This is a genomic window from Pseudomonas sp. NFACC05-1, assembly GCF_900100135.1.
Taxonomy (GTDB): domain Bacteria; phylum Pseudomonadota; class Gammaproteobacteria; order Pseudomonadales; family Pseudomonadaceae; genus Aquipseudomonas; species Aquipseudomonas fluorescens_Q.
This window is the reverse complement of sequence record NZ_FMTR01000003.1, coordinates 32039-50690: the sequence shown is the minus strand read 5'-3', so window position 1 is coordinate 50690 and position 18652 is coordinate 32039. Positions and strand designations below refer to the sequence as shown.

16 protein-coding genes are annotated in these 18652 nt (G+C 62.7%); 5 read left to right on the top strand and 11 right to left on the bottom strand.

Annotation, left to right across the window (positions count from 1 at the left end):
- Nucleotides 1-28: 28 nt before the first annotated feature.
- Nucleotides 29-1000 (top strand): thymidylate synthase, encoded by a 972-nt coding sequence (locus BLO97_RS06505; protein ID WP_092146603.1) that lies wholly within the window; start codon nt 29-31, stop codon nt 998-1000.
- Nucleotides 1001-1131: 131 nt separating this feature from the next.
- Here BLO97_RS06505 and cadR read toward each other — a convergent pair whose 3' ends face one another.
- Nucleotides 1132-1578 (bottom strand): Cd(II)/Pb(II)-responsive transcriptional regulator, encoded by a 447-nt coding sequence (cadR, locus tag BLO97_RS06500; RefSeq protein ID WP_003196623.1) that lies wholly within the window; start codon nt 1576-1578, stop codon nt 1132-1134.
- A gap of 86 nt (nt 1579-1664) precedes the next feature.
- On the opposite strand from cadR, the gene BLO97_RS06495 reads away from it, so the two are divergent.
- Entirely contained in the window at nt 1665-3884 is a 2220-nt protein-coding gene (locus tag BLO97_RS06495) for a heavy metal translocating P-type ATPase (protein WP_092345375.1), read from the top strand.
- 199 nt (nt 3885-4083) lie between these two features.
- On the opposite strand, the gene BLO97_RS06490 is transcribed toward BLO97_RS06495, so the two are convergent.
- The 3 genes from BLO97_RS06490 to BLO97_RS06480 are packed head-to-tail and all read right to left on the bottom strand — an operon-like array spanning nt 4084 to nt 9292.
- Nucleotides 4084-7131, bottom strand: coding sequence for an efflux RND transporter permease subunit (locus BLO97_RS06490; protein WP_092222208.1), 3048 nt, complete (start codon nt 7129-7131; stop codon nt 4084-4086).
- Nucleotides 7128-8192 (bottom strand): efflux RND transporter periplasmic adaptor subunit, encoded by a 1065-nt coding sequence (locus BLO97_RS06485; RefSeq protein ID WP_092222206.1) that lies wholly within the window; start codon nt 8190-8192, stop codon nt 7128-7130. Before BLO97_RS06485 ends, BLO97_RS06490 begins: the two co-directional genes overlap by 4 nt.
- The gene (locus tag BLO97_RS06480; RefSeq protein ID WP_092345373.1) at nt 8189-9292 is read right to left on the bottom strand and encodes an efflux RND transporter periplasmic adaptor subunit; all 1104 of its coding nucleotides are present in this window, start codon (nt 9290-9292) and stop codon (nt 8189-8191) included. The genes BLO97_RS06485 and BLO97_RS06480 overlap by 4 nt, the downstream gene beginning before the upstream one ends.
- 140 nt (nt 9293-9432) lie before the next feature.
- Between BLO97_RS06480 and BLO97_RS06475 the strand changes: the two genes are divergently transcribed.
- Nucleotides 9433-10593 carry an AAA family ATPase gene (locus BLO97_RS06475; protein ID WP_092222202.1) on the top strand — a complete coding sequence of 387 codons (1161 nt, stop codon included), beginning with the start codon at nt 9433-9435 and terminating at the stop codon, nt 10591-10593.
- 122 nt (nt 10594-10715) lie between these two features.
- Here BLO97_RS06475 and BLO97_RS06470 read toward each other — a convergent pair whose 3' ends face one another.
- From BLO97_RS06470 to BLO97_RS06455, 4 genes are all read right to left on the bottom strand, one after another.
- On the bottom strand, nt 10716-11498 hold the full coding sequence (locus tag BLO97_RS06470) for a MetQ/NlpA family ABC transporter substrate-binding protein (protein WP_092345371.1): 783 nt from the start codon (nt 11496-11498) through the stop codon (nt 10716-10718).
- A 280-nt stretch (nt 11499-11778) separates the two neighbouring features.
- A complete protein-coding gene (locus tag BLO97_RS06465; protein ID WP_092345369.1) occupies nt 11779-12714 on the bottom strand; it encodes a sigma 54-interacting transcriptional regulator in 936 nt (311 codons plus the stop codon).
- Between the two features lie 46 nt (nt 12715-12760).
- A complete protein-coding gene (locus tag BLO97_RS06460; RefSeq protein ID WP_092146617.1) occupies nt 12761-13342 on the bottom strand; it encodes an alpha/beta hydrolase in 582 nt (193 codons plus the stop codon).
- Nucleotides 13343-13556: 214 nt separating this feature from the next.
- A complete protein-coding gene (locus BLO97_RS06455; protein ID WP_063323458.1) occupies nt 13557-13802 on the bottom strand; it encodes a DUF2789 domain-containing protein in 246 nt (81 codons plus the stop codon).
- 148 nt (nt 13803-13950) lie between these two features.
- On the opposite strand from BLO97_RS06455, the gene BLO97_RS06450 reads away from it, so the two are divergent.
- Nucleotides 13951-14475, top strand: a complete 525-nt coding sequence (locus tag BLO97_RS06450) for an NfeD family protein (protein ID WP_092222200.1) — start codon at nt 13951-13953, stop codon at nt 14473-14475.
- A 1-nt stretch (nt 14476) separates the two neighbouring features.
- Nucleotides 14477-15238 (top strand): slipin family protein, encoded by a 762-nt coding sequence (locus BLO97_RS06445; protein ID WP_063323460.1) that lies wholly within the window; start codon nt 14477-14479, stop codon nt 15236-15238.
- 136 nt (nt 15239-15374) lie between these two features.
- Here the strand turns inward: BLO97_RS06445 and BLO97_RS06440 are convergent, their stop codons facing one another.
- The 3 genes from BLO97_RS06440 to BLO97_RS06430 are packed head-to-tail and all read right to left on the bottom strand — an operon-like array spanning nt 15375 to nt 18619.
- Nucleotides 15375-16319 carry a sulfotransferase family protein gene (locus BLO97_RS06440; RefSeq protein ID WP_092345367.1) on the bottom strand — a complete coding sequence of 315 codons (945 nt, stop codon included), beginning with the start codon at nt 16317-16319 and terminating at the stop codon, nt 15375-15377.
- Nucleotides 16307-17092, bottom strand: a complete 786-nt coding sequence (locus BLO97_RS06435; RefSeq protein WP_092345365.1) for an aspartyl/asparaginyl beta-hydroxylase domain-containing protein — start codon at nt 17090-17092, stop codon at nt 16307-16309. The genes BLO97_RS06440 and BLO97_RS06435 overlap by 13 nt, the downstream gene beginning before the upstream one ends.
- Before the next feature lie 12 nt (nt 17093-17104).
- A complete protein-coding gene (locus tag BLO97_RS06430) occupies nt 17105-18619 on the bottom strand; it encodes a TolC family protein (RefSeq protein WP_092146624.1) in 1515 nt (504 codons plus the stop codon).
- Between the last annotated feature and the right edge of the window lie 33 nt (nt 18620-18652).

The window sequence follows — 18652 nt, the reverse complement described above, 5'->3', positions numbered from 1 at the left end:
CCCCGGGTTCAAGGACACAAGGTAACCCATGAAGCAATATCTCGATCTGGTGGCCCATGTCATCAAGAACGGCACCAAGCAGGCCAACCGCACCGGCGTGAACACCATCAGCTTCCCCGGCGCCATGCTGCGCTATGACTTGCAGGACGGCTTCCCGGCCATCACCACCCGTAAAATGGCGTTCAAATCGGCCATTGGCGAGATGTGCGGCTTTCTCCGTGGGGTTAACAACGCCGCCGAGTTCCGTGCCCTGGGCTGCAAGGTCTGGGACCAGAACGCCAACGAAAATGCCCAGTGGCTGGCCAACCCGTTCCGCCAGGGCGAAGACGACCTGGGCGAGATCTACGGCGTGCAATGGCGCAAATGGCCGGCCTACAAACAGATCCCCTTGAGCAACCCGGCGGCCATCGAGCAGACCCTGGCCCAGGGTTACCGGCAGATCGCCGAAGGTGAAGAAAACGGCCAGGCCTACGTGGTGCTGTACAAGGCCATCGACCAGGTTCGCCAGTGCGTCGACACCATCATCAAGGACCCGGGCAGCCGGCGTATCCTGTTCCATGGCTGGAACTGCGCCCAGCTCGATGAGATGGCCCTGCCGCCGTGCCACCTGCTCTACCAGTTCCACCCGAATGTCGAGACCAAGGAAATCTCCCTGACCCTCTACATCCGCTCCAACGACCTGGGCCTGGGCACGCCGTTCAACCTCACCGAAGGCGCCGCGCTGCTGAGCCTGATCGGTCGCCTGACCGGCTACACGCCGCGCTGGTTCACCTATTTCATCGGCGATGCCCACGTCTACGAAAACCACTTGGACATGCTCAACGAACAGCTCAAGCGCGAGCCGTTCCCGATGCCGAAACTGGTGATTTCCGAGCGCGTGCCGGCGTTTGCCCAGACTGGTGTGTACCAGCCTGAGTGGCTGGAGTTGGTGGAACCGGGCGACTTCTCCCTCGAAGGCTACCAGCACCACGCGCCGATGACCGCGCCGATGGCGGTCTGAGCCACACCACCTCTCTTGATCGCTCCCACGCTCTGCGTGGGAGTGTATCCAGTGACGCTCTGCGTCACACAGGGACGCGGAGCGTTCCGGGCTGCATTCGCGCGCGGAGCGTGGGAGCGATCAATGGGCTTTCAATGCCCGTGACTGCGCCCCACATGCGAATGCTCCACCTCCGGCGCCACCGCACCACTGACCTCCAGCCGCTGCAAGATTCCGCATTGATCCAGGTCCGGCCCTTCGCCACAACGATGGCGCAGGTCGATCAGTTGCGTCTGCAAGGCCAGCAGGCCGTCGATGCGGGCCTTGACGTGTTGGATGTGCTCGTCGATCAGCGCGTTGACGCTTTCGCACTGGTCCTGGGGGCTGTCGCGCAGGGCCAGGAGGCTGCGGATTTCTTCCAGGGTCATGTCCAGGGTGCGGCAATTGCGGATGAACGTCAGCCGCTCGGCATGGGCCTGGGTGTAGACGCGGTAATTGCCGTCGCTACGGGCCGGTTCCGGCAGCAAGCCTTCGCGCTCGTAGTAGCGGATGGTTTCGACCTGGCAGTCGGTGATTTTCGCCAGTTCTCCGATCTTCATGATGCGGCCTCCCAAATAGGTGCTTGACCCTATAGTGGCTACAGGGTCTTTACTGCGCAACAGGCACTTTTCACGGACGTCACCCGATGAGCGATTCCCTTCACACCCACAAACCCGACCACGGCCATGACCACGGGCATTCCTGCTGCGCCTCGAAAGCGGCGCCAGCGGTGGTCATCCTCGGCAAAACGCCGACGGACGGTGCGCGGCTGAGCAGTTTCCGCATCGAAGCCATGGACTGCCCCACCGAACAGACGCTGATCCAGAACAAGCTCGGCAAGCTTGAAGGCGTGCAGCGACTGGACTTCAACCTGATCAACCGTGTGCTGGGCGTAACCCACGATTTGCCTAGCGACGCGCCGATCATCAAGGCTATCGAATCCTTAGGGATGCAGGCCGAGCCGATGACTCCGGGCAAAGAGAAAGCCTCCCCTGACTTGCCCGCCCCGGCCAAGCCCTGGTGGCCGCTGGCGCTGTCCGGCGTGACAGCCCTGGGCGCCGAGTTGATCCATTTCACCAACGCCGCGCCAAACTGGGTGGTCGCGCTGGTGGCGTTGGTGTCGATCCTCAGTGGCGGCCTGGGTACCTACAAGAAGGGTTGGATCGCCCTGAAGAACCGCAACTTGAACATCAACGCGCTGATGAGCATCGCCGTGACCGGCGCCGTGCTGATCGGCCAATGGCCGGAAGCGGCGATGGTGATGTTCCTGTTCACCGTGGCCGAGCTGATCGAAGCCAAATCCCTCGACCGCGCGCGCAACGCCATCAGCGGCTTGATGCAGATGGCCCCGCAACAGGCCACCGTGCAACAGGCCGATGGCAGCTGGCAGGTGCAGGACGTAAAAGTCATCGCCCTCGGTGCGCGGATACGGCTTCGCCCGGGCGAAAGGGTTGGGCTGGACGGCGACGTGGTCGCCGGTCGTTCGACCATTGACCAGGCACCGATCACCGGCGAGAGCCTGCCGGTGGAAAAAGCCATCGGCGACAAGGTGTTCGCCGGCACCATCAACCAGGCCGGCGAGCTGGAATACACCGTCACCGCGGCGGCCGATCACTCCACCCTGGCGCGGATCATCCACGCCGTGGAACGGGCCCAGGGCTCCCGTGCGCCGACCCAGCGCTTCGTCGACCAGTTCTCGAAAATCTACACCCCAGCGGTGTTTGTCCTGGCCCTGGCTGTAGCCATCATCCCACCGCTGTTCATGGGCGCGGCGTGGTTCGACTGGATCTACCGGGCGCTGGTGCTGCTGGTGGTCGCTTGCCCGTGCGCACTGGTGATATCCACCCCCGTGACCATCGTCAGCGGCCTCGCTGCCGCTGCGCGCAAAGGCATCCTGGTCAAGGGCGGCGTGTACCTGGAAGGTGGCTACAAGCTCGACTACCTGGCCCTGGACAAGACCGGCACGCTCACCCACGGCAAGCCGGTGCAAACCGACTATGTGGCGCTGGACCCGAGCGTGGAAACCACCGCTCCAGCCCTGGCCGCCAGCCTCGCCGCCCGCTCCGATCACCCGGTTTCCCGGGCGATTGCCAACGCGGCTGTGGATAAGCAGCTGGCACAGCAGGTTGTGGATAACTTCGAGGCGCTTGCCGGGCGCGGCGTGCGCGGCGACATCGGCGGGCAGACTTATCACCTGGGCAATCACCGCCTCGTGGAAGACCTCGGCCTGTGCTCCCCCGAACTGGAAGAGAAACTCTTCGCCCTGGAAAAACAAGGCAAGTCCGTCGTGCTGCTGCTCGACGCTACAGGTCCCTTGGCGCTGTTTGCCGTGGCCGACACCGTGAAGGACTCCAGCCGCGAAGCCATCCGGCAACTGCATGACCTGGGCATCAAGACCTTGATGCTCACCGGCGACAACGCCCACACCGCCGACGCGATTGCCGCGCAGGTGGGCATGGACCAGGCTCGGGGCGATCTGTTGCCCGAAGACAAGCTGCAAGCCATTGAAGCGTTGTACGCCCAGGGTCACCGCGTCGGCATGGTCGGCGACGGCATCAACGATGCCCCGGCCCTGGCCCGTTCGGAAATCGGTTTCGCCATGGCGGCGGCCGGCACCGACACGGCCATCGAGACTGCCGACGTCGCGCTGATGGACGATGATCTGCGCAAGATCCCGGCTTTCATTCGTCTGTCGCGGCAGACTTCCAGCATCCTGAAACAGAACATTGCCTTGGCGTTGGTGATCAAGGCGATCTTTCTCGGATTCACCTTCGCCGGGTTCGCCACCATGTGGATGGCGGTGTTCGCCGACATGGGGGTGAGTTTGTTGGTGGTGTTCAATGGGTTGCGGTTGTTGCGCAAGTAAAAGGCCTGGGTGACTGGGCTGGCCTCATCGCGAGCAAGCTCGCTCCCGCAGGATTTCGCTGAAGATCAAGCCCCGCAGAAACCCGTGGCGAGGGAGCTTGCTCCCGCTTGAGTGCGAAGCGCTCATCGCTTATAGGGCTGCAGCCCAGCGGGAGCAAGCTCCCTCGCCACAGAAGTAGTGCAAAGCCAGCTCCCGTCGATCAATCGCGCTTCGGCTCGCGGATCTTGTACCAGGCCACATACAGCGCCGGCAGGAACAGCAGCGTCAGTAGGGTGGCGATGATGATCCCTCCGATCATCGCGTAGGCCATCGGCCCCCAGAACACTTCCCGGGCAATCGGGATCATCCCCAGGCTCGCCGCGGCGGCCGTGAGCAGGATCGGCCGGCGCCGGTGTTCGGTGGCCTCCACCACCGCATCCCAGGGCTCGTAGCCGTCACGTTCGTATTCATCAATCTGGGTCACCAGGATCACCGAGTTACGGATGATGATGCCGATCAACGCGAGGATCCCGAGGATCGCCACAAAGCCCATGGGCGTGCCCGTCGGCACCAGCGCCAGCACCACGCCGATCAATCCGAGGGGCGCGACGCTCGCCACCAGGAACAGCTTCTGCACGCTGTGCAACTGAATCATCAGGAAAGTCGCCATCAAGAACAGCATCAACGGCACGACACTGGCGATCGGCCCTTGGGCCTTGCTGCTCTCTTCCACCGTACCGCCCGTGGCGACCTTGTAGCCCACAGGCAGGCCGGCGGCGAACTTGTCGATGGCCGGTTGCAGTTGCTTGACCAGGTCGGTGGGTTGGATCTCGTCGCGCACGGCAGCCTTGATGGTGATGGTGGGCTTGCGGTCACGACGCCACACCAAGGGCTGTTCCAGTTCATAGCGCACCGTGGCGAACGCCAGCAACGGAATCGAGGTGCCGCCCGGGGTGACGATTTGCAGGTTCTGCAGGGTTTCCGGCGAACCACGCTCGGCATCTTCGGCACGGCCGACTACGTCGATCAGGTAAATATCGTCGTTGACCTGGGTCACCGGCGAGCCACTGACGATACTGTTCATCAGCCTGGCCACATCTTCGGAAGACAAGCCCAACTGCCGCGCCTTGTCCTGGGCGATGTCGATGCGCAGCACCTTGCCCGGTTCGTTCCAGTCGTAAATGATTTCGCCAATATGCGAGTTCTTGTCCAGCTCGGTGGCCAGCTCGATCGCATGCTTGCGCACCTGGTCGATGTCCTTGCCGCTGACCCGGTACTGAATCGGCCGGCCCACTGGCGGGCCCATTTCCAGGGCTTGCACGTAGCTGCCAATCCCGACGAAATCCTCACGCAGACGCTTTTGCAGGCGCTCGGTGAGGGCCGTGCGCGACTCCAGGCCTTTGCTGACAATCACCAGTTGCGCGTAGTACGGGTTCTGCAGTTGCTGATCCAGCGGCAGGTAAAAGCGAATCGCACCTTCGCCGATGTAGGTGCTCCAGCGCTCGATATCCGGGTCGCCCTTGAGGGTCGCTTCCAGGCGATCGACCGCCCGGCGGGTCTCGTCCATCGAGGCGTTTTGCGGCAGGTTGAGGTCCACCAGGATTTCCGGCCGGTCCGAGGACGGGAAGAACTGGTTCTGCACGAAACGCATGCAAAACACCGACAGCACGAACAGCAACACGGTGATGCCGATGGCCCACCAGCGATTGCGCATCGCCCACAACAGGCCACCGTTGAACGCCCTTCCGATCCGTCCCGGCTCGGCGCTGTGGGGTTTTACGTTGGTGCTGAGGATGTGCACGCCGATCACCGGGGCAAATAACACCGCGACGATCCATGACACCAGCATCGCCACCGCGATGACCGCGAACAGGGTGAAGGTGTACTCACCCGCAGAACTGGCGTTCAGGCCGATGGGCACGAAACCGGCCACGGTCACCAGGGTCCCGGTGAGCATCGGGAATGCCGTCGAGGTATAGGCGAACGTCGCGGCCTGGTCCTTGCTGTCGCCTTTTTCCAGGCGCGTGACCATCATTTCCACGGTGATCATCGCGTCGTCCACCAGCAGGCCGAGGGCGATGATCAACGCACCGAGGGAAATCCGCTGCATGGTGATGCCGCTGTATTCCATGAACAGGAAGACCATCGCCAGTACCAGCGGAATCGAGCAGGCCACCACCAGTCCGGCCCTGACGCCGAGGCTGACGAAGCTGACGACCAGGACGATAATCACCGCCTCGAACAAGGCACTGGTGAAGCCGCCGACCGCCTCTTCCACCACTTCGGCCTGGTCCGACACGGTATGCACGCCAACGCCCACCGGCAGGTCAGCGGTCAGCTCGCTCATGCGCGCATGCAGCGCCTTGCCGAAATCCTGGATGTTGCCGCCCTTCTTCATTGCGATGGCGAGGCCGATGGCCGGTGTACCGTTGAAACGGAACATCGGCGTGGCAGGGTCAACGTAACCGCGGCTGATGTCGGCGATGTCGGCCAGCCGATAGAAGCGGTCATTGAGCCGCAGGTTGACGTTGGCCAGGTCTTTTTCGGATTGGAACTGCCCGGACGTGCGCACGGAAATCCGCTCGGGCCCGGCATCGATCACCCCGGCCGGGGTCACGGCGTTCTGGGTTTGCAGGCTCTGCACGACCTCGCGCTGGTCGATCCCCAGCGCGGCAAGTTTGCGCGTGGAGAAGTTCAGGTAGAGCACTTCGTCCTGCTCGCCCACCATCTCGACCTTGCCCAGGCCCGGGACGTCACGGATCTCGGCGCGCACCTGTTCCACGTAGTCGCGCAACTGGCGCATCGACAGGCCGTCGCCAGTGAAGGCGTACACCGAACCGTAGACATCGCCGAACTCGTCGTTGAACCCGGGTCCTTGCAGGCCGTCAGGAAAATCGCCGCGAATGTCGTTGATCTTCTTGCGCACCTGGTACCAGATCTCGGGAATTTCCTTGGCTGCGGTGGTGTCGAGCAGGTACACGAACACCGTCGATTCTCCCGGTCGGGTGTAGCTTTTGACGTAGTCGAGGGAATCAAGCTCTTCGAGCTTCTTCTCGATGCGGTCGGTGACCTGCCTGAGGGTTTCTTCCTGGGTCGCGCCAGGCCAACGGGTCTGGATGACCATGGTCTTGATCGTGAACGATGGGTCTTCTTCGCGCCCCAGGTTCATGTACGAAAACACGCCCATCAACAACGCCACGAACATCAGGTACCAGACGAACGACTGATGCCGCAGGGCCCATTCGGACAGATTGAAAGGCCCTTTCATCGTGCATCCTCGTCGAGTTTCACTTTCTGCCCCGGCTGGAGACTGTTCACCCCGGCGCTGACCACGCGATCGCCGGCCTTGATGCCGTTGGCCACCAGCACCGAACTGGCCGAACGTTCGAGAATCCGCACGTCACGGGGGGAGACGGTCTGGCTGTGGGGGTCGACCAGCCAGATCCGCGCCTTGCCGTCGATCTCTTGCAACGCGCTGAGTGGCAGCTCGATGCGCGGTTCGATCGTCGAGCTCAGGGTCACGCTGATGGCCGTGCCCAGGCGAAAACCTGGTGGTGTATCGGCCAATGTCAGGCGCGCGCGGCGGGTACGGGTGGCGCTCTGGGCCTGGGGTTCGATCTCGCGCACGGTGGCGGTGGTGTGGATGCTCGGGTCCATTTGCGCGGTGACTTCGAACACCACGTCCGCGGGCAGCCGGTCGACGAGATCGGCCGGCAGGTCGATCACTGCCTCCTTGATGTCCGGGCGGGCCAGGGTCACCACTTGCTGGCCGGCGGTGACCACCTGCCCGGCTTCGGCATTCCAGGCCGTGACGACAGCGTCGTGGTCGGTGTGCAGTTCGCTGTAGTTGAGCTGGTCGCGGGCCTGCTCCACCGAAGCCCGGGCCTGTTCAAGGGACGCGCCGGTAGTTTTCAAGTCGGTCTGGGCGATGTCCAGTTGCGCCTGGGCACCGACGCCACGGTCGAACAATTGCTGCTGGCGGCGGGCATTGGCCTGGGCATTGATGTACTGCGCCTCGATCCGCGCCAGATCGCCCTGGGCGGCGCGCAATTGGTTCTGCTGGTCGGTAGGGTCGAGCGTGGCAAGCAGGTCGCCCTTCTTCACTTCAGCGCCGACGTCGACATTGCGGCTGGCGATCCGTCCTGGCACGCGGAAACCCACGTTGCTCTCGTAGCGGGCCTGGATATTCCCGGCGAACCGCCCAAGCGCCTGCTGGTCGAGGGCCCTGACTTCAATTGACAACACTGGGCGCACCGGTTCGGGTGGCGCTTCTTCCTGGGAGCAGGCGGCCAGCAAGAGGCCGACCGAGACCATCCATAAACCCTTCATGGCTGGACTCCCGACGTGGTTTTTCCAGAGGTGTTTTCAGCGATCTCGACGCGTACGCCGGGGTGTAGCAATTGCCCGCCTGCGATGATGATTTTCTCACCGCCCTTGAGGCCATCGCTGACGATGACTTTGCCGGTCAGGTAGCGGCCGACGGTCACCGTTTGCAACTGCGCCTTGCCCTCGCTGTCCACCAGCCACACGGTCGGCTCACTGAGGTTCTTGGTCAAGGCCGACCAGGGCAGCTCGAAGGCGGTCTTGCCGGCGGCTTTAGCCGTGGCACTGACCACCGAGCCCAGGCGCATGCCTTCGGGCAGATCATCGAGGGTGACCTTGACCTGCACGGTGCCGGTCTGGGCAGACACCGCCGGGGTGATCTCGCGCACCGTGCCGGTGGTCTTGATGGAGGGGTTATCCAGCAGACTGATGGTGATGGCAGGGTCCGATGGCGGTTCGCTCAACAGCGACTCGTAGATGTTGAACACTGCGTCGCGTTCGCCATCCCGGGCCAGGCTGAAGATCGGCTCCGTCGCCTGCACCACCTGGCCGACTTCCGCCTGGCGCGCGGTGATGATGCCCGGGGCCTCGGCAATCAGTGCGGTGTAGCTCAGTTGTTCGCGGGCGTTGGCCAGTTGGGCCTGGGCGGCGGTCAGCGCACTCTGGCTGCTGCGCAGTTGAGCCTGGGCGGCGTCGTATTCGCTCTGGCTGGTGTAGCCCTTGGGCAAGAGTTTCTGCTGGCGCACGAAGGCCGCCGCACTCTGCTTGACCCGCGCCTGCTCGGCGGCCACCTGGGCCGCTGCGGAGTCGACGTTGGTCTGCAGGTCCCGAGGATCGAGCCGGGCCAGCACTTGCCGGGCCGAAACCCGGGCGCCGACATCGACCTTGCGCTCGATGATCTTGCCACCCACGCGAAACGACAGATCAGCCTGCACCCGCGCCTGGACATCGCCGGTCAAGGTCACCGAAGCGGCGTATTCGCTGGGCACGGCTTGCTGCACGAAAACCCGCGGCAGGGCTTTTTCCACAGGCTTTTCATCGCCGCATCCGGCCAGCAGCACACAGAGGCCCAAGCCGACTACCAGTTTGATTCGGGGACCAGCCATGCAGACTCCTTTGCGCTGTACGGACGTACCAGTGACGATACGACTGTGAGCTTAGAACAGGGTTCAACGAATACAATGGACGCAACAAATCGGGCAAACTGATCACTTCCCTATGGACCCCCAGCAGCTGGAGTCTGCTCATGCTCAAGACCCTGGCGGTGGCCAATTACCGATCCATCAACAAGCTGGTAATCCCCCTGGGCCGGCTGAACCTGATCACCGGTCCCAACGGCAGCGGCAAGTCCAATCTGTACCGCGCCCTACGCCTGTTGGCAGAGACAGCCCAGGGCGGGGTGGTCAACGCCCTGGCCCGCGAAGGCGGACTGGACTCGACCTTCTGGGCCGGGCCGGAAGAAATCAGCCGGCGCATGCGTAACGGCGAGGTGCCGGTCCAGGCGATTGTGCGCCAGGGCACCAAGCGCCTGCGCCTGGGCTTCGCTGGGGAGGACTTCAGCTATTCGATCGCCCTGGGCTTGCCAGAGCCCAGTCGTTCAGCGTTTTCACTGGACCCTGAAATCAAGCGCGAATGCATCTGGGCCGGCCCGGTGTTTCGGCCGGCCAGCCTGCTGGTGGACCGCAACGGGCCCATGATCCGTGCCCGCGAAGGCCGCTCCTGGGATGTGCTGGCCCAGCACACGCCGACCTTCGACAGCCTGTTCGACCAGGTCGGCAGCCTGCGCACTTCGCCAGAGGTCTTGCAGATGCGCGAGTTCATTCGGCGCTGGCGCTTCTACGATCATTTTCGCAGCGATGCCGACGCCCCGGTGCGCCAACCGCAACTGGGCACCCGCACGCCGGTGCTGCACCACGACGGGCGCGACCTCGCCGCCGCGCTGCAGACGATCCTGGAAATCGGTGACATCGAGGCCTTGCATGCCGCCATCGGCGACGCGTTCCCCGGCGCCCAACTGCACATCGAGAAACTGCAAGGCGGACGTTTCGCTATCGCGTTTCAACAGCATGGCCTGCTGCGCCCGCTGTCCGCTGCCGAACTGTCGGACGGGACCCTGCGCTATCTGCTACTGGTGGCCGCTCTGCTCACACCACGACCACCCTCGCTGATGGTGCTCAACGAACCGGAAACCAGCCTGCACCCCGATCTGTTGCCGGCCTTGGCGCGGCTGATCATCCGGGCTTCAGTCAATTGCCAGGTCTGGGTGGTGTCCCACGCCACGCGCCTGATCGCCGCCCTGGAGCAGGATGAAGACTGCAATTGCATCGTGCTGGAAAAGGAGCTTGGACAGACCGGGATTGTCGGGCAACGGATGTTGGATGAGCCGGCGTGGCATTGGCCGGATTGACTGGCGCCCGATCAACCGAATCGCGAGCAAGCTCGCTCCCACAATTAAAACGCGAGCACAAAAAACGCCGACGCTGTATCAGCCGTCGGCGTTTGAAACTGTGACAAGGTTCAGCCCGCGAATCAGAACGCCGGCAGTACCGCGCCGCTGTATTTCTTCTCGATGTACGCCTTCACTTCAGGGCTGGTCAGGGCCTTGGCCAGCTTCTGGATGGCCGGGCTGTCCTTGTTGTCCGGACGGGCCACCAGGAAGTTGACGTAAGGCGAATCCGCGCCTTCGATTACCAGTGCGTCCTTGGCTGGGTTAAGACCCGCTTCCAGGGCATAGTTGGTGTTGATCAGGTCCAGGTCGACCTGGTCCAGCACGCGCGGCAGCATGGCCGACTCCAGTTCCTTGAACTTGAAGTTGTGCGGGTTCTTGGCGATATCTTTCGGGGTCGCCAGAGCGTTTTTCGGGTCTTTCAACTCGATCAGCCCAGCCTTCTGCAGCAGGATCAGGGCACGGCCGCTGTTGCTGCCTTCGTTTGGCAATGCGATGGTCGCGCCATTCGGCAGATCAGCCAGCTTTTTGTACTTCTTCGAGTAGCCGCCGAACGGTTCGACGTGAACGCCGATCACGGTCACCAGATGGGTGCCTTTGCCTTCGTTGAAGTTCGTCAGGTACGGCAGGGTCTGGAAGTAGTTGGCGTCCAGGCGCTTCTGATCAACCTGTACGTTGGGTTGGACGTAGTCGGTGAATACCTTGATTTCCAGGTCCACACCTTCTTTGGCCAGGGCCGGCTTGATCAGTTCGAGGATTTCAGCGTGGGGTACCGGGGTGGCGGCCACGACCAGTTTCTCCGCGGCCTGGGCCAGGCCCGAGGCCAAGGCTGCCGCCAATGCGGTGAACAACAGAACCTTTTTCATGCAGTGTCCTTATCGAAAATCACTGTCGTCATGGACGACGGCCAAATGTGGAGTGCCAGTGAAGTGCTATCGCTGGCGTGATGCGGACAATACCGACATTTTTTATTCCTTAACAATATCTTTTGTTCAAGTTCATATTCATTTTCCTCATATAGCTAACACCGCTTTTGTGGCGAGGGAGCTTGCTCCCGCTCGGTTGCGCAGCAACCGCAAGATCTTGGGGCCGCTACGCAGCCCAGCGGGAGCAAGCTCCCTCGCCACAAGAGTGGGTCAGCCACACTTACAGCATCGAGCCCAATCGACTGAGCAGCACCTTGAGTGCGGCACGCTCACCTTCCGATCCCCCTGCGATGACCTGCGCCACTTGCTGCTCGATCAGTTCAGGCACTGAAGGCTGGGGCGGCAAATTCAGGTGCTCGGGTAAAATCTCGTCACCGGTGCTCACCAGCAACGCGAAGTGAATGACATTTTCCAGCTCGCGGGTGTTGCCCGGCCAACTGTGCCGCTCGAGGGCGGACTGCGCCGCTTCACTGATCAGTGGCACGCTGAGGCCGAGTCGCTGGCTGTAGATGCCCAGGAAATATTCGGCCAGGGACAGGATATCGCCCACCCGCTCACGCAGGGCCGGCAGTTCCAGTTGGCCTTCGCCAAGGTAATGGTAGAGCCGCTCGTGGAATTTCCCGGCCGCCACCGCTTGCGCCAGGTCGATGCTGGTCGCTGCCACCAGGCGGACATCTACCGGGCTGGGCTGATGCGCCCCCACACGGGTGACTTCATGGTTTTCCAGGGCCGCCAGCAATTTGATCTGGATCGGCAGCGGCAAATCACCGATTTCATCCAGGTAAAGGGTGCCGCCGTTGGCCGAACCAAACCAACCGGCCCGGCTGCTGGCCGAACCGCTGTAACTGCCGGCGGCATAGCCGAACAATTCGGCGTCGGCGTAGGTCGGGCTGATGGCGCCGCAGTTGACCGACACAAACAACCCACCGCGATCACTTTCGCGATGGATATGTCGAGCCAGCAATTCCTTGCCGCTACCGGTTTCACCCCGTATCAGCACCGAGACCGCACGTGGCGCCAGTTGCTCCAACGCCTGGCGCAACTGCCGCGAACGTGGGTCGACGAACACCAGCGCCTTGGCGCGAATGCTCAGGGGGCTTTTTTCCGCATCGGGAAAGGTCAGCAAGGGCTGACCGAAGGTTTCATGCAAACTCATGGCAGGCTCCCGCCCCAGACCGCCGGGAGACGGGGGGCGCTAAAATTCAGGCGCGACGCAGGGCGTGATGCTCCATGCGGTTTTGCAGGCGATAGAGGTAAGCGAAACCCTGCTCCCAACGCTGGTGACCGGACTTCACGTTGATATGCCCCGCTCCGGACAGAATCCCGGCCTCGGCGCCCCAGTTGCGGGCCAGTTCCAGAGCGCGCGGAGCGCTCACGGCGGCGTCGTTGTCGGAGCTGACCACTTGGCTTGGGAACGGCAACAGATCAGTGGGAATCGGCGCGAAGTTGCGCAGCGCCGGAACGCAAGCCGGCCGCTCGACATCCGCCGGCGCCACCAACAATGCCCCGCGTACTTGGCGCAGGAACTGCACCGGCGCGGTGGCGGCCCAATGGGCCACCGTGATGCAACCCAGGCTATGGGCAATCAGGATCACTGGCGTGCTGTCGGCGGCCACGGCCTCGGCCAACGCCGCGACCCAGTCTTCACGCCGGGGCGTCAACCAGTCGGCCTGCTCGACCCGCGCGCTGTTGGGCAGGCTGTTCTGCCAGTGGGTTTGCCAATGATTTTCCGGCGATCCTTGCCAGCCCGGCACAATCAGGTAGCGAATCGATTCGTTGCGCATGGGTTGCTCTCCTGCGTGTCTGTTCCCGGACGAGTATAGGGAGGAGAGCTATATTATTTAAGGAATAAGAAGCTATTTGTTAAGACCGTAAAAGAATATTGACTCAAACCTGTGAGTGCGAGCTTGCTCACGATAGTGTCAGGTCCGTTACATCAATGTTGACTGACAGTCCGCCATCGCGAGCAAGCCCGCTCCCATAGGAATTGCGTCGGTCTCACTCGCTACGGCCCTTGCGCAACAACACATCCAACTGGTCTATCACCTCCGCCCAGTCCGCATCCTCGAGGATCTCGTCGCGCAGCATTTGCCGCTGGCCCTCGCTCCAGAAAAACGCATCGGCCAGGTGCAGCCCAGGCTTGAGGGGTGAATGGCTGGTGATAAATTTATCAATGCCCTCGGCGTCATCGGGCAAGCCCAGTTGCTTGAATAATGAGGAAAGAGGGTGAATTGGGGTTTCCATACGGGCCTCCTGAACATAATGGAGATGGCGGGGTGTTTCTCCGCAGTCTAGCCCCTCGACGACCGCCAGACTGATCAAAATTCAATCAACCCTCGACTCGACTAGACTTTGAATAACATCCCGACGAATACACGTTGCGGAGGGTCCTGTGAACATTCACTGGTTGACGGTTGCGCTGCTGGCGATCAGCGGACCTGTGCTCGGCGCCGATGGCCTCGTGCTGCCAGGCACCGATTCCCTGGGTTTCTGGCTGGTTGCCGTTGGCGTGGCCTTGCTGGTCTTCGAGGCGGCCCTGCCCAATTACGGTATCGCAGGGCTGGGTGGCATTGTCCTGTGCGTGATTGGCGCGGTCATCCTGACCAACGCCGATATACCGGCTCCGCTGATGCTCGGCCTGGGCCTGGCCAGCGCCTTGCTGCTGATCGTCCTGTTGGTCCGTGCGTTGAAAACACGACCGCGCCAGCCGGTCAGCGGCGATGCGGCGCTGTTGGGCAGCGTCACTATGGTGACCGCGTTGCAGGCCGGCAATCATCATCATGGCTGGGTCCAGTTGGAAGGCGAACGCTGGCAGGTGGCAAGCGCAACGCCGCTGCGGCCTGGGCAAGCGGTGCGAGTCATCACCCGCAAGGGTTTGCTGTTGGAAGTGGCCCCCGCTGATTCACAAGGAGTCTGAGATGGGCATGCAAATCGGTTTTGTGCTGCTGTTGTTACTGTTGATTGCACTGGCGGGTGCGACGTTCCGGATCCTGCGCGAATACGAACGAGCGGTGGTGTTCCAGCTCGGTCGGTTCTGGCAGGTCAAGGGGCCGGGATTGATCCTGCTGATTCCGGTGGTGCAGCAGATGATCCGCGTCGACCTGCGCACCATTGTCCTCGACGTGCCGCCCCAGGACGTGATCACCCGCGACAACGTCTCGGTGAAGGTCAATGCGGTGCTGTATTTCCGCGTGCTCGATCCGCAGAAAGCCATCATCCAGGTCGAAAACTTCCTCATGGCCACCAGCCAACTGGCCCAGACCACCTTGCGCGCGGTCCTCGGCAAGCATGACCTGGACCAACTGCTGGCCGAGCGCGAGCAATTGAACGGCGACATCCAGCAGGTGCTCGACGCCCAGACCGATGCCTGGGGCATCAAAGTGGCAAATGTCGAGATCAAGCACGTGGACCTCAACGAATCGATGATCCGCGCCATCGCCCGCCAAGCCGAAGCCGAGCGCGAACGCCGGGCCAAGGTGATTCACGCCGAAGGCGAGCTGCAGGCCTCGGAAAAACTCATGCAGGCCGCCGAAATGCTCGGCCGCCAGCCAGGGGCCATGCAGCTGCGCTATATGCAGACGCTGGGCTCGATTGCCGGGGATAAAAGCTCCACCATCGTCTTCCCCTTGCCGATCGAGTTGCTCAAGGGAATGGCGGAGTTGTCGCCCAACAAGCCGTGATGGATTAGGCAAGGCACAAGCGAGCCCCTGTGGCGAGGGAGCTTGCTCCCGCTGGGCTGCGTAGCAGCCCCAAGATCTTGCGGTTGCTGCGCAACCGAGCGGGAGCAAGCTCCCTCGCCACAGGACACTCCTGAATTCAAGACCTTCTCAAACACTCGAGCGCTTCGTAAGGCCCCCACGCCCAGCGCATGACCCGCTCCCGCAACAACGCCGAAGCCTCGCGGCGCTTGTCCTCGCTATCGCCAACAAACACCTGCGCCGGCTGCTTGGCATGCTGCCCCACTGCGGCGAACACTTGCCTGCCTTGCTCCTCATCAAGCCGGAAAAACGCCGCCAGCTTGCCCGTCATCACCTCGGGCAGTTCGGTGTAGTTGACCGCCATTGCACCCAATACCTGACAGTGGTCCAAACCCGTCGCCAACAACTGCCCCACCCGGCGCGAGATGAAATCTTCCGGGCTACTGAACGGCAACCCATCGTCCAGCACACTCGTCCCGATCATCCCCGGCACCATGTGCAGGCCAGGACGACGCAGATGGGAGACGGCGATTTCCAAAGGGTCGCGGTACAGGAACAGCCTGGGGGTGTCGGGAAAACATTCTCGCAACAGCGCCAACTCACCGATGTTCCAGGCGTCGAGCTTGACCACCAGCCGTTGCTCCACGCCTCGTCGGCGCTGCCCATAAGCCGACATCAAGCCCTTGAGCGCCACGCACCGCTCGGGCGACGGCAAATCACTGCGCAGCAACGTATCCAGGGGCGGTGGTTCCGAGATGACGATATGGTCGTCCAACTGGGCAAGCATCTGGCTGATCAATGTCGAGCCGCAACGGGAGGCATGGAAAATGAATGCGCTGGGCTCCAGTCCCGGGGTTTGTCGTTGCCACTGACCGAGGGCGTCCAAGGGAGTCCGGCGGCGGAACGCCTGGTTGAAGGGCAGGCGCAGGGCGTCTTCCACCGCATCGCCAAAGAATGGCTGTGACAGTCGCGCATCGCCGAACCAGCACCAATCGACCCACCACTGCCCAGCCTCTTGCCACACGCGGATCGGCAGCCAGCCGTCCAGGTTCAGGCTTTCCACTGGTCTCTCCACTGTCGGCGACCGTTGCGCATGGCCGCCCGGAGTTCTTGCGCAGTGAAGTGCAGGCCTTGTCCGGCACCCAGCGCAATTGCGCACTCAATGAAAGCGTCTACGTCATGCACGCTCTGCAAGGTTCGGGCGAGTTGGATATCAGTCTCTACGTGCTGCTGAAAACGGGCGAAGTCGCTATGCCCGCCGCCAGCTGCCGGTGTAGTGGGCAACCCAGCGGCAATCTGCTGCTCCAACCAGGGCCCCGGGCGGCAATCGAGCACCAGATGAACTCTGGGCTCGGCACTGCGGTTATCGACGCGATGAGGTCGCGACAAGTCGAGAAACCAGCACTCGCCCGCCGTCATAGGCACACGCTGGTCATCCAGCCAGAAGTCCACTTGCGGCGGGCTGAGCAGCGGAATGTGCAGGCGCAGGTCGGCGTCCGGCCCGCCCAGGTCATAGTCGCGATGCTCGTGAATGCACCCACCCGGCCCGAGCCGCAATAGCCGGGCCGAGACGATCTCCAGGGAGCAATCACGCAACGCTTCGCGCCAACGACGATCCTCTGACCAAGGCGCGCGCGTCACAGGCAGACCGCGCCCGGGAGACAACTCGGTCAAGGCATCGACCGCCGAAATCAGCGCCACGCCGCTCCAGTCGCCACTGTAAAAGGCACTGTTGAAATGCCCCTGCCAGCGCTCGTCTTCAATGGCGGCCAATGCCTGCAACAGCAACGGCAGGTTCACCGCCACCGGCAGCCGGGAAAACGCCGGGCGCGTCATGCCAGCGCCCGGTTACTGAGTCACCGCGGCCGTCGTCGGCACCGTGATGTCGCCCTGGGCCCAGGCCGCTTCACGATTAGCCAGTGCCGTGGCGATCGACTGGACTGCGGTCGATTGCACTTCGTTTGGCAGTGGGTCGAGACCGGCACTGGCAAAGATCTGCCCGTAGGCGTTGCGCAGGTCAGCGTAGGCCAGGTCCCGGCGCAGATCGGCCTGCAAGGTATTCAGTTCACCCTGGATCAGATCCAGCTCGCCAATGCCGGCAGCCTGGTGCCGATTGCGCAATTGACCGACAATCTGCCCGTCAATGTCCGACAGTTGCTGGCTGGTCTTGAACTGGCGCAGCGCTTCGCGATAGTTGGCGTTGGCGACGTACAGCTGCGCCAGCACGGCAATCGACATCGCCTGGCGCCGCGCCGAGGCCACTTCTTCACCGGCCTTGGCCACGTCGATGGCCGCCGGGGCGGAGATCACGTTGAACAGGTTCCAGGTGACTTTCACACCGTAGTCAGCCCAGCCCTGTTCCACCAGGAACGAGTTGCTGTCGTAATGCCCGCCGGCGGAAAACTCCAGCCCCGGCAGCAGGCGCAGCATGGCCTTGCGGGTTTCGGCGGCGGTGATGCGGGTCTGGTAATCCTGCTCGCGCAGTTCCGGGCGGCTGGCCAGGGCTTCCTGTTCGAGACGAGCCAGGTCGACCTTGAGTTCCGGGATGACGTATTCATCCTGGGTGGCCAGGGTCAGCTCGGTACCCAGGGGCAGGTTGATCAGGGTCGCCAGTTCGGTCTTGGCCAGGGACAGCGCCCGACGCTGCTCTTCCAGTTGACGGGTCGCCTGGATCAGCGAGCGCTGGTAACCCAGGGCCTGCACCGGGTCACCAATGCGCTGTTCGCTCATGCTCTGGCTGTTGTCGCGCGCAGCCTCGACCCGGGCCATCAGGCTGTCGATCTGCTTGAGCAAACGTTCGGCGGCCATGGCGCGCCAGTAGGCCGAACGCACGTCCTGGACGATGGTGTTGATCACCTTGCGCCGGCGCTCCTGCACGATCAGGCGCTGGTCCCCGGCCTGCTTGGCGCTGATGTAGCTGACGCCGAAATCGAGCACGTTCCAGACCATGGTCAGGTCCGCCACCTCGCGGTCGCGGTCCTGGGAGGTCGACGGTTCCAGGGACTGGGTGCCGGTTTCCACGCTCTGGCTGCTGGAGGCATTGACGTTGTTGCGGCCCACATAGCCGGCGTCCAGGGCCATGCGCGGCAGCATGTCGAAACTGGCCAGGTCCAACTGACGCTTGGCCAGGGCTTCCTCCATGATCTTCAAGCGGCCTTCGAGGTTGTACTTCACTGCCCGGGCCATGGCCTGGTGCAGGGTCAGCGGGCCACTGAGCGGCTCCTGATCCTTGTACATATTCTGCAGGTCGGTTCGAGCGCGCTGCTCGCTGACGCTACGCTCGATCGGATCGCTGGTGACCGCACATCCACTCACCACCAGCGCCAGCAAACTCATACCGAATAACTTCTGACTTCTATTCATTCCCTGGATTGCCCCTGGCTGCCCCAATATTTT

Excerpts from the sequence above, each read along its gene's own strand:
- BLO97_RS06460 (WP_092146617.1), bottom strand. The coding sequence starts at position 13,342 with ATGCGCAACGAATCGATTCGCTACCTGATTGTGCCGGGCTGGCAAGGA.
- BLO97_RS06475 (WP_092222202.1), top strand. The coding sequence starts at position 9,433 with ATGCTCAAGACCCTGGCGGTGGCCAATTACCGATCCATCAACAAGCTG.
- BLO97_RS06480 (WP_092345373.1), bottom strand. The coding sequence starts at position 9,292 with ATGGCTGGTCCCCGAATCAAACTGGTAGTCGGCTTGGGCCTCTGTGTG.
- BLO97_RS06430 (WP_092146624.1), bottom strand. The coding sequence starts at position 18,619 with ATGAATAGAAGTCAGAAGTTATTCGGTATGAGTTTGCTGGCGCTGGTG.
- BLO97_RS06470 (WP_092345371.1), bottom strand. The coding sequence starts at position 11,498 with ATGAAAAAGGTTCTGTTGTTCACCGCATTGGCGGCAGCCTTGGCCTCG.
- BLO97_RS06455 (WP_063323458.1), bottom strand. The coding sequence starts at position 13,802 with ATGGAAACCCCAATTCACCCTCTTTCCTCATTATTCAAGCAACTGGGC.
- BLO97_RS06495 (WP_092345375.1), top strand. The coding sequence starts at position 1,665 with ATGAGCGATTCCCTTCACACCCACAAACCCGACCACGGCCATGACCAC.
- BLO97_RS06435 (WP_092345365.1), bottom strand. The coding sequence starts at position 17,092 with ATGACGCGCCCGGCGTTTTCCCGGCTGCCGGTGGCGGTGAACCTGCCG.
- cadR (WP_003196623.1), bottom strand. The coding sequence starts at position 1,578 with ATGAAGATCGGAGAACTGGCGAAAATCACCGACTGCCAGGTCGAAACC.
- BLO97_RS06445 (WP_063323460.1), top strand. The coding sequence starts at position 14,477 with ATGGGCATGCAAATCGGTTTTGTGCTGCTGTTGTTACTGTTGATTGCA.
- BLO97_RS06490 (WP_092222208.1), bottom strand. The coding sequence starts at position 7,131 with ATGAAAGGGCCTTTCAATCTGTCCGAATGGGCCCTGCGGCATCAGTCG.
- BLO97_RS06505 (WP_092146603.1), top strand. The coding sequence starts at position 29 with ATGAAGCAATATCTCGATCTGGTGGCCCATGTCATCAAGAACGGCACC.
- BLO97_RS06465 (WP_092345369.1), bottom strand. The coding sequence starts at position 12,714 with ATGAGTTTGCATGAAACCTTCGGTCAGCCCTTGCTGACCTTTCCCGAT.
- BLO97_RS06485 (WP_092222206.1), bottom strand. The coding sequence starts at position 8,192 with ATGAAGGGTTTATGGATGGTCTCGGTCGGCCTCTTGCTGGCCGCCTGC.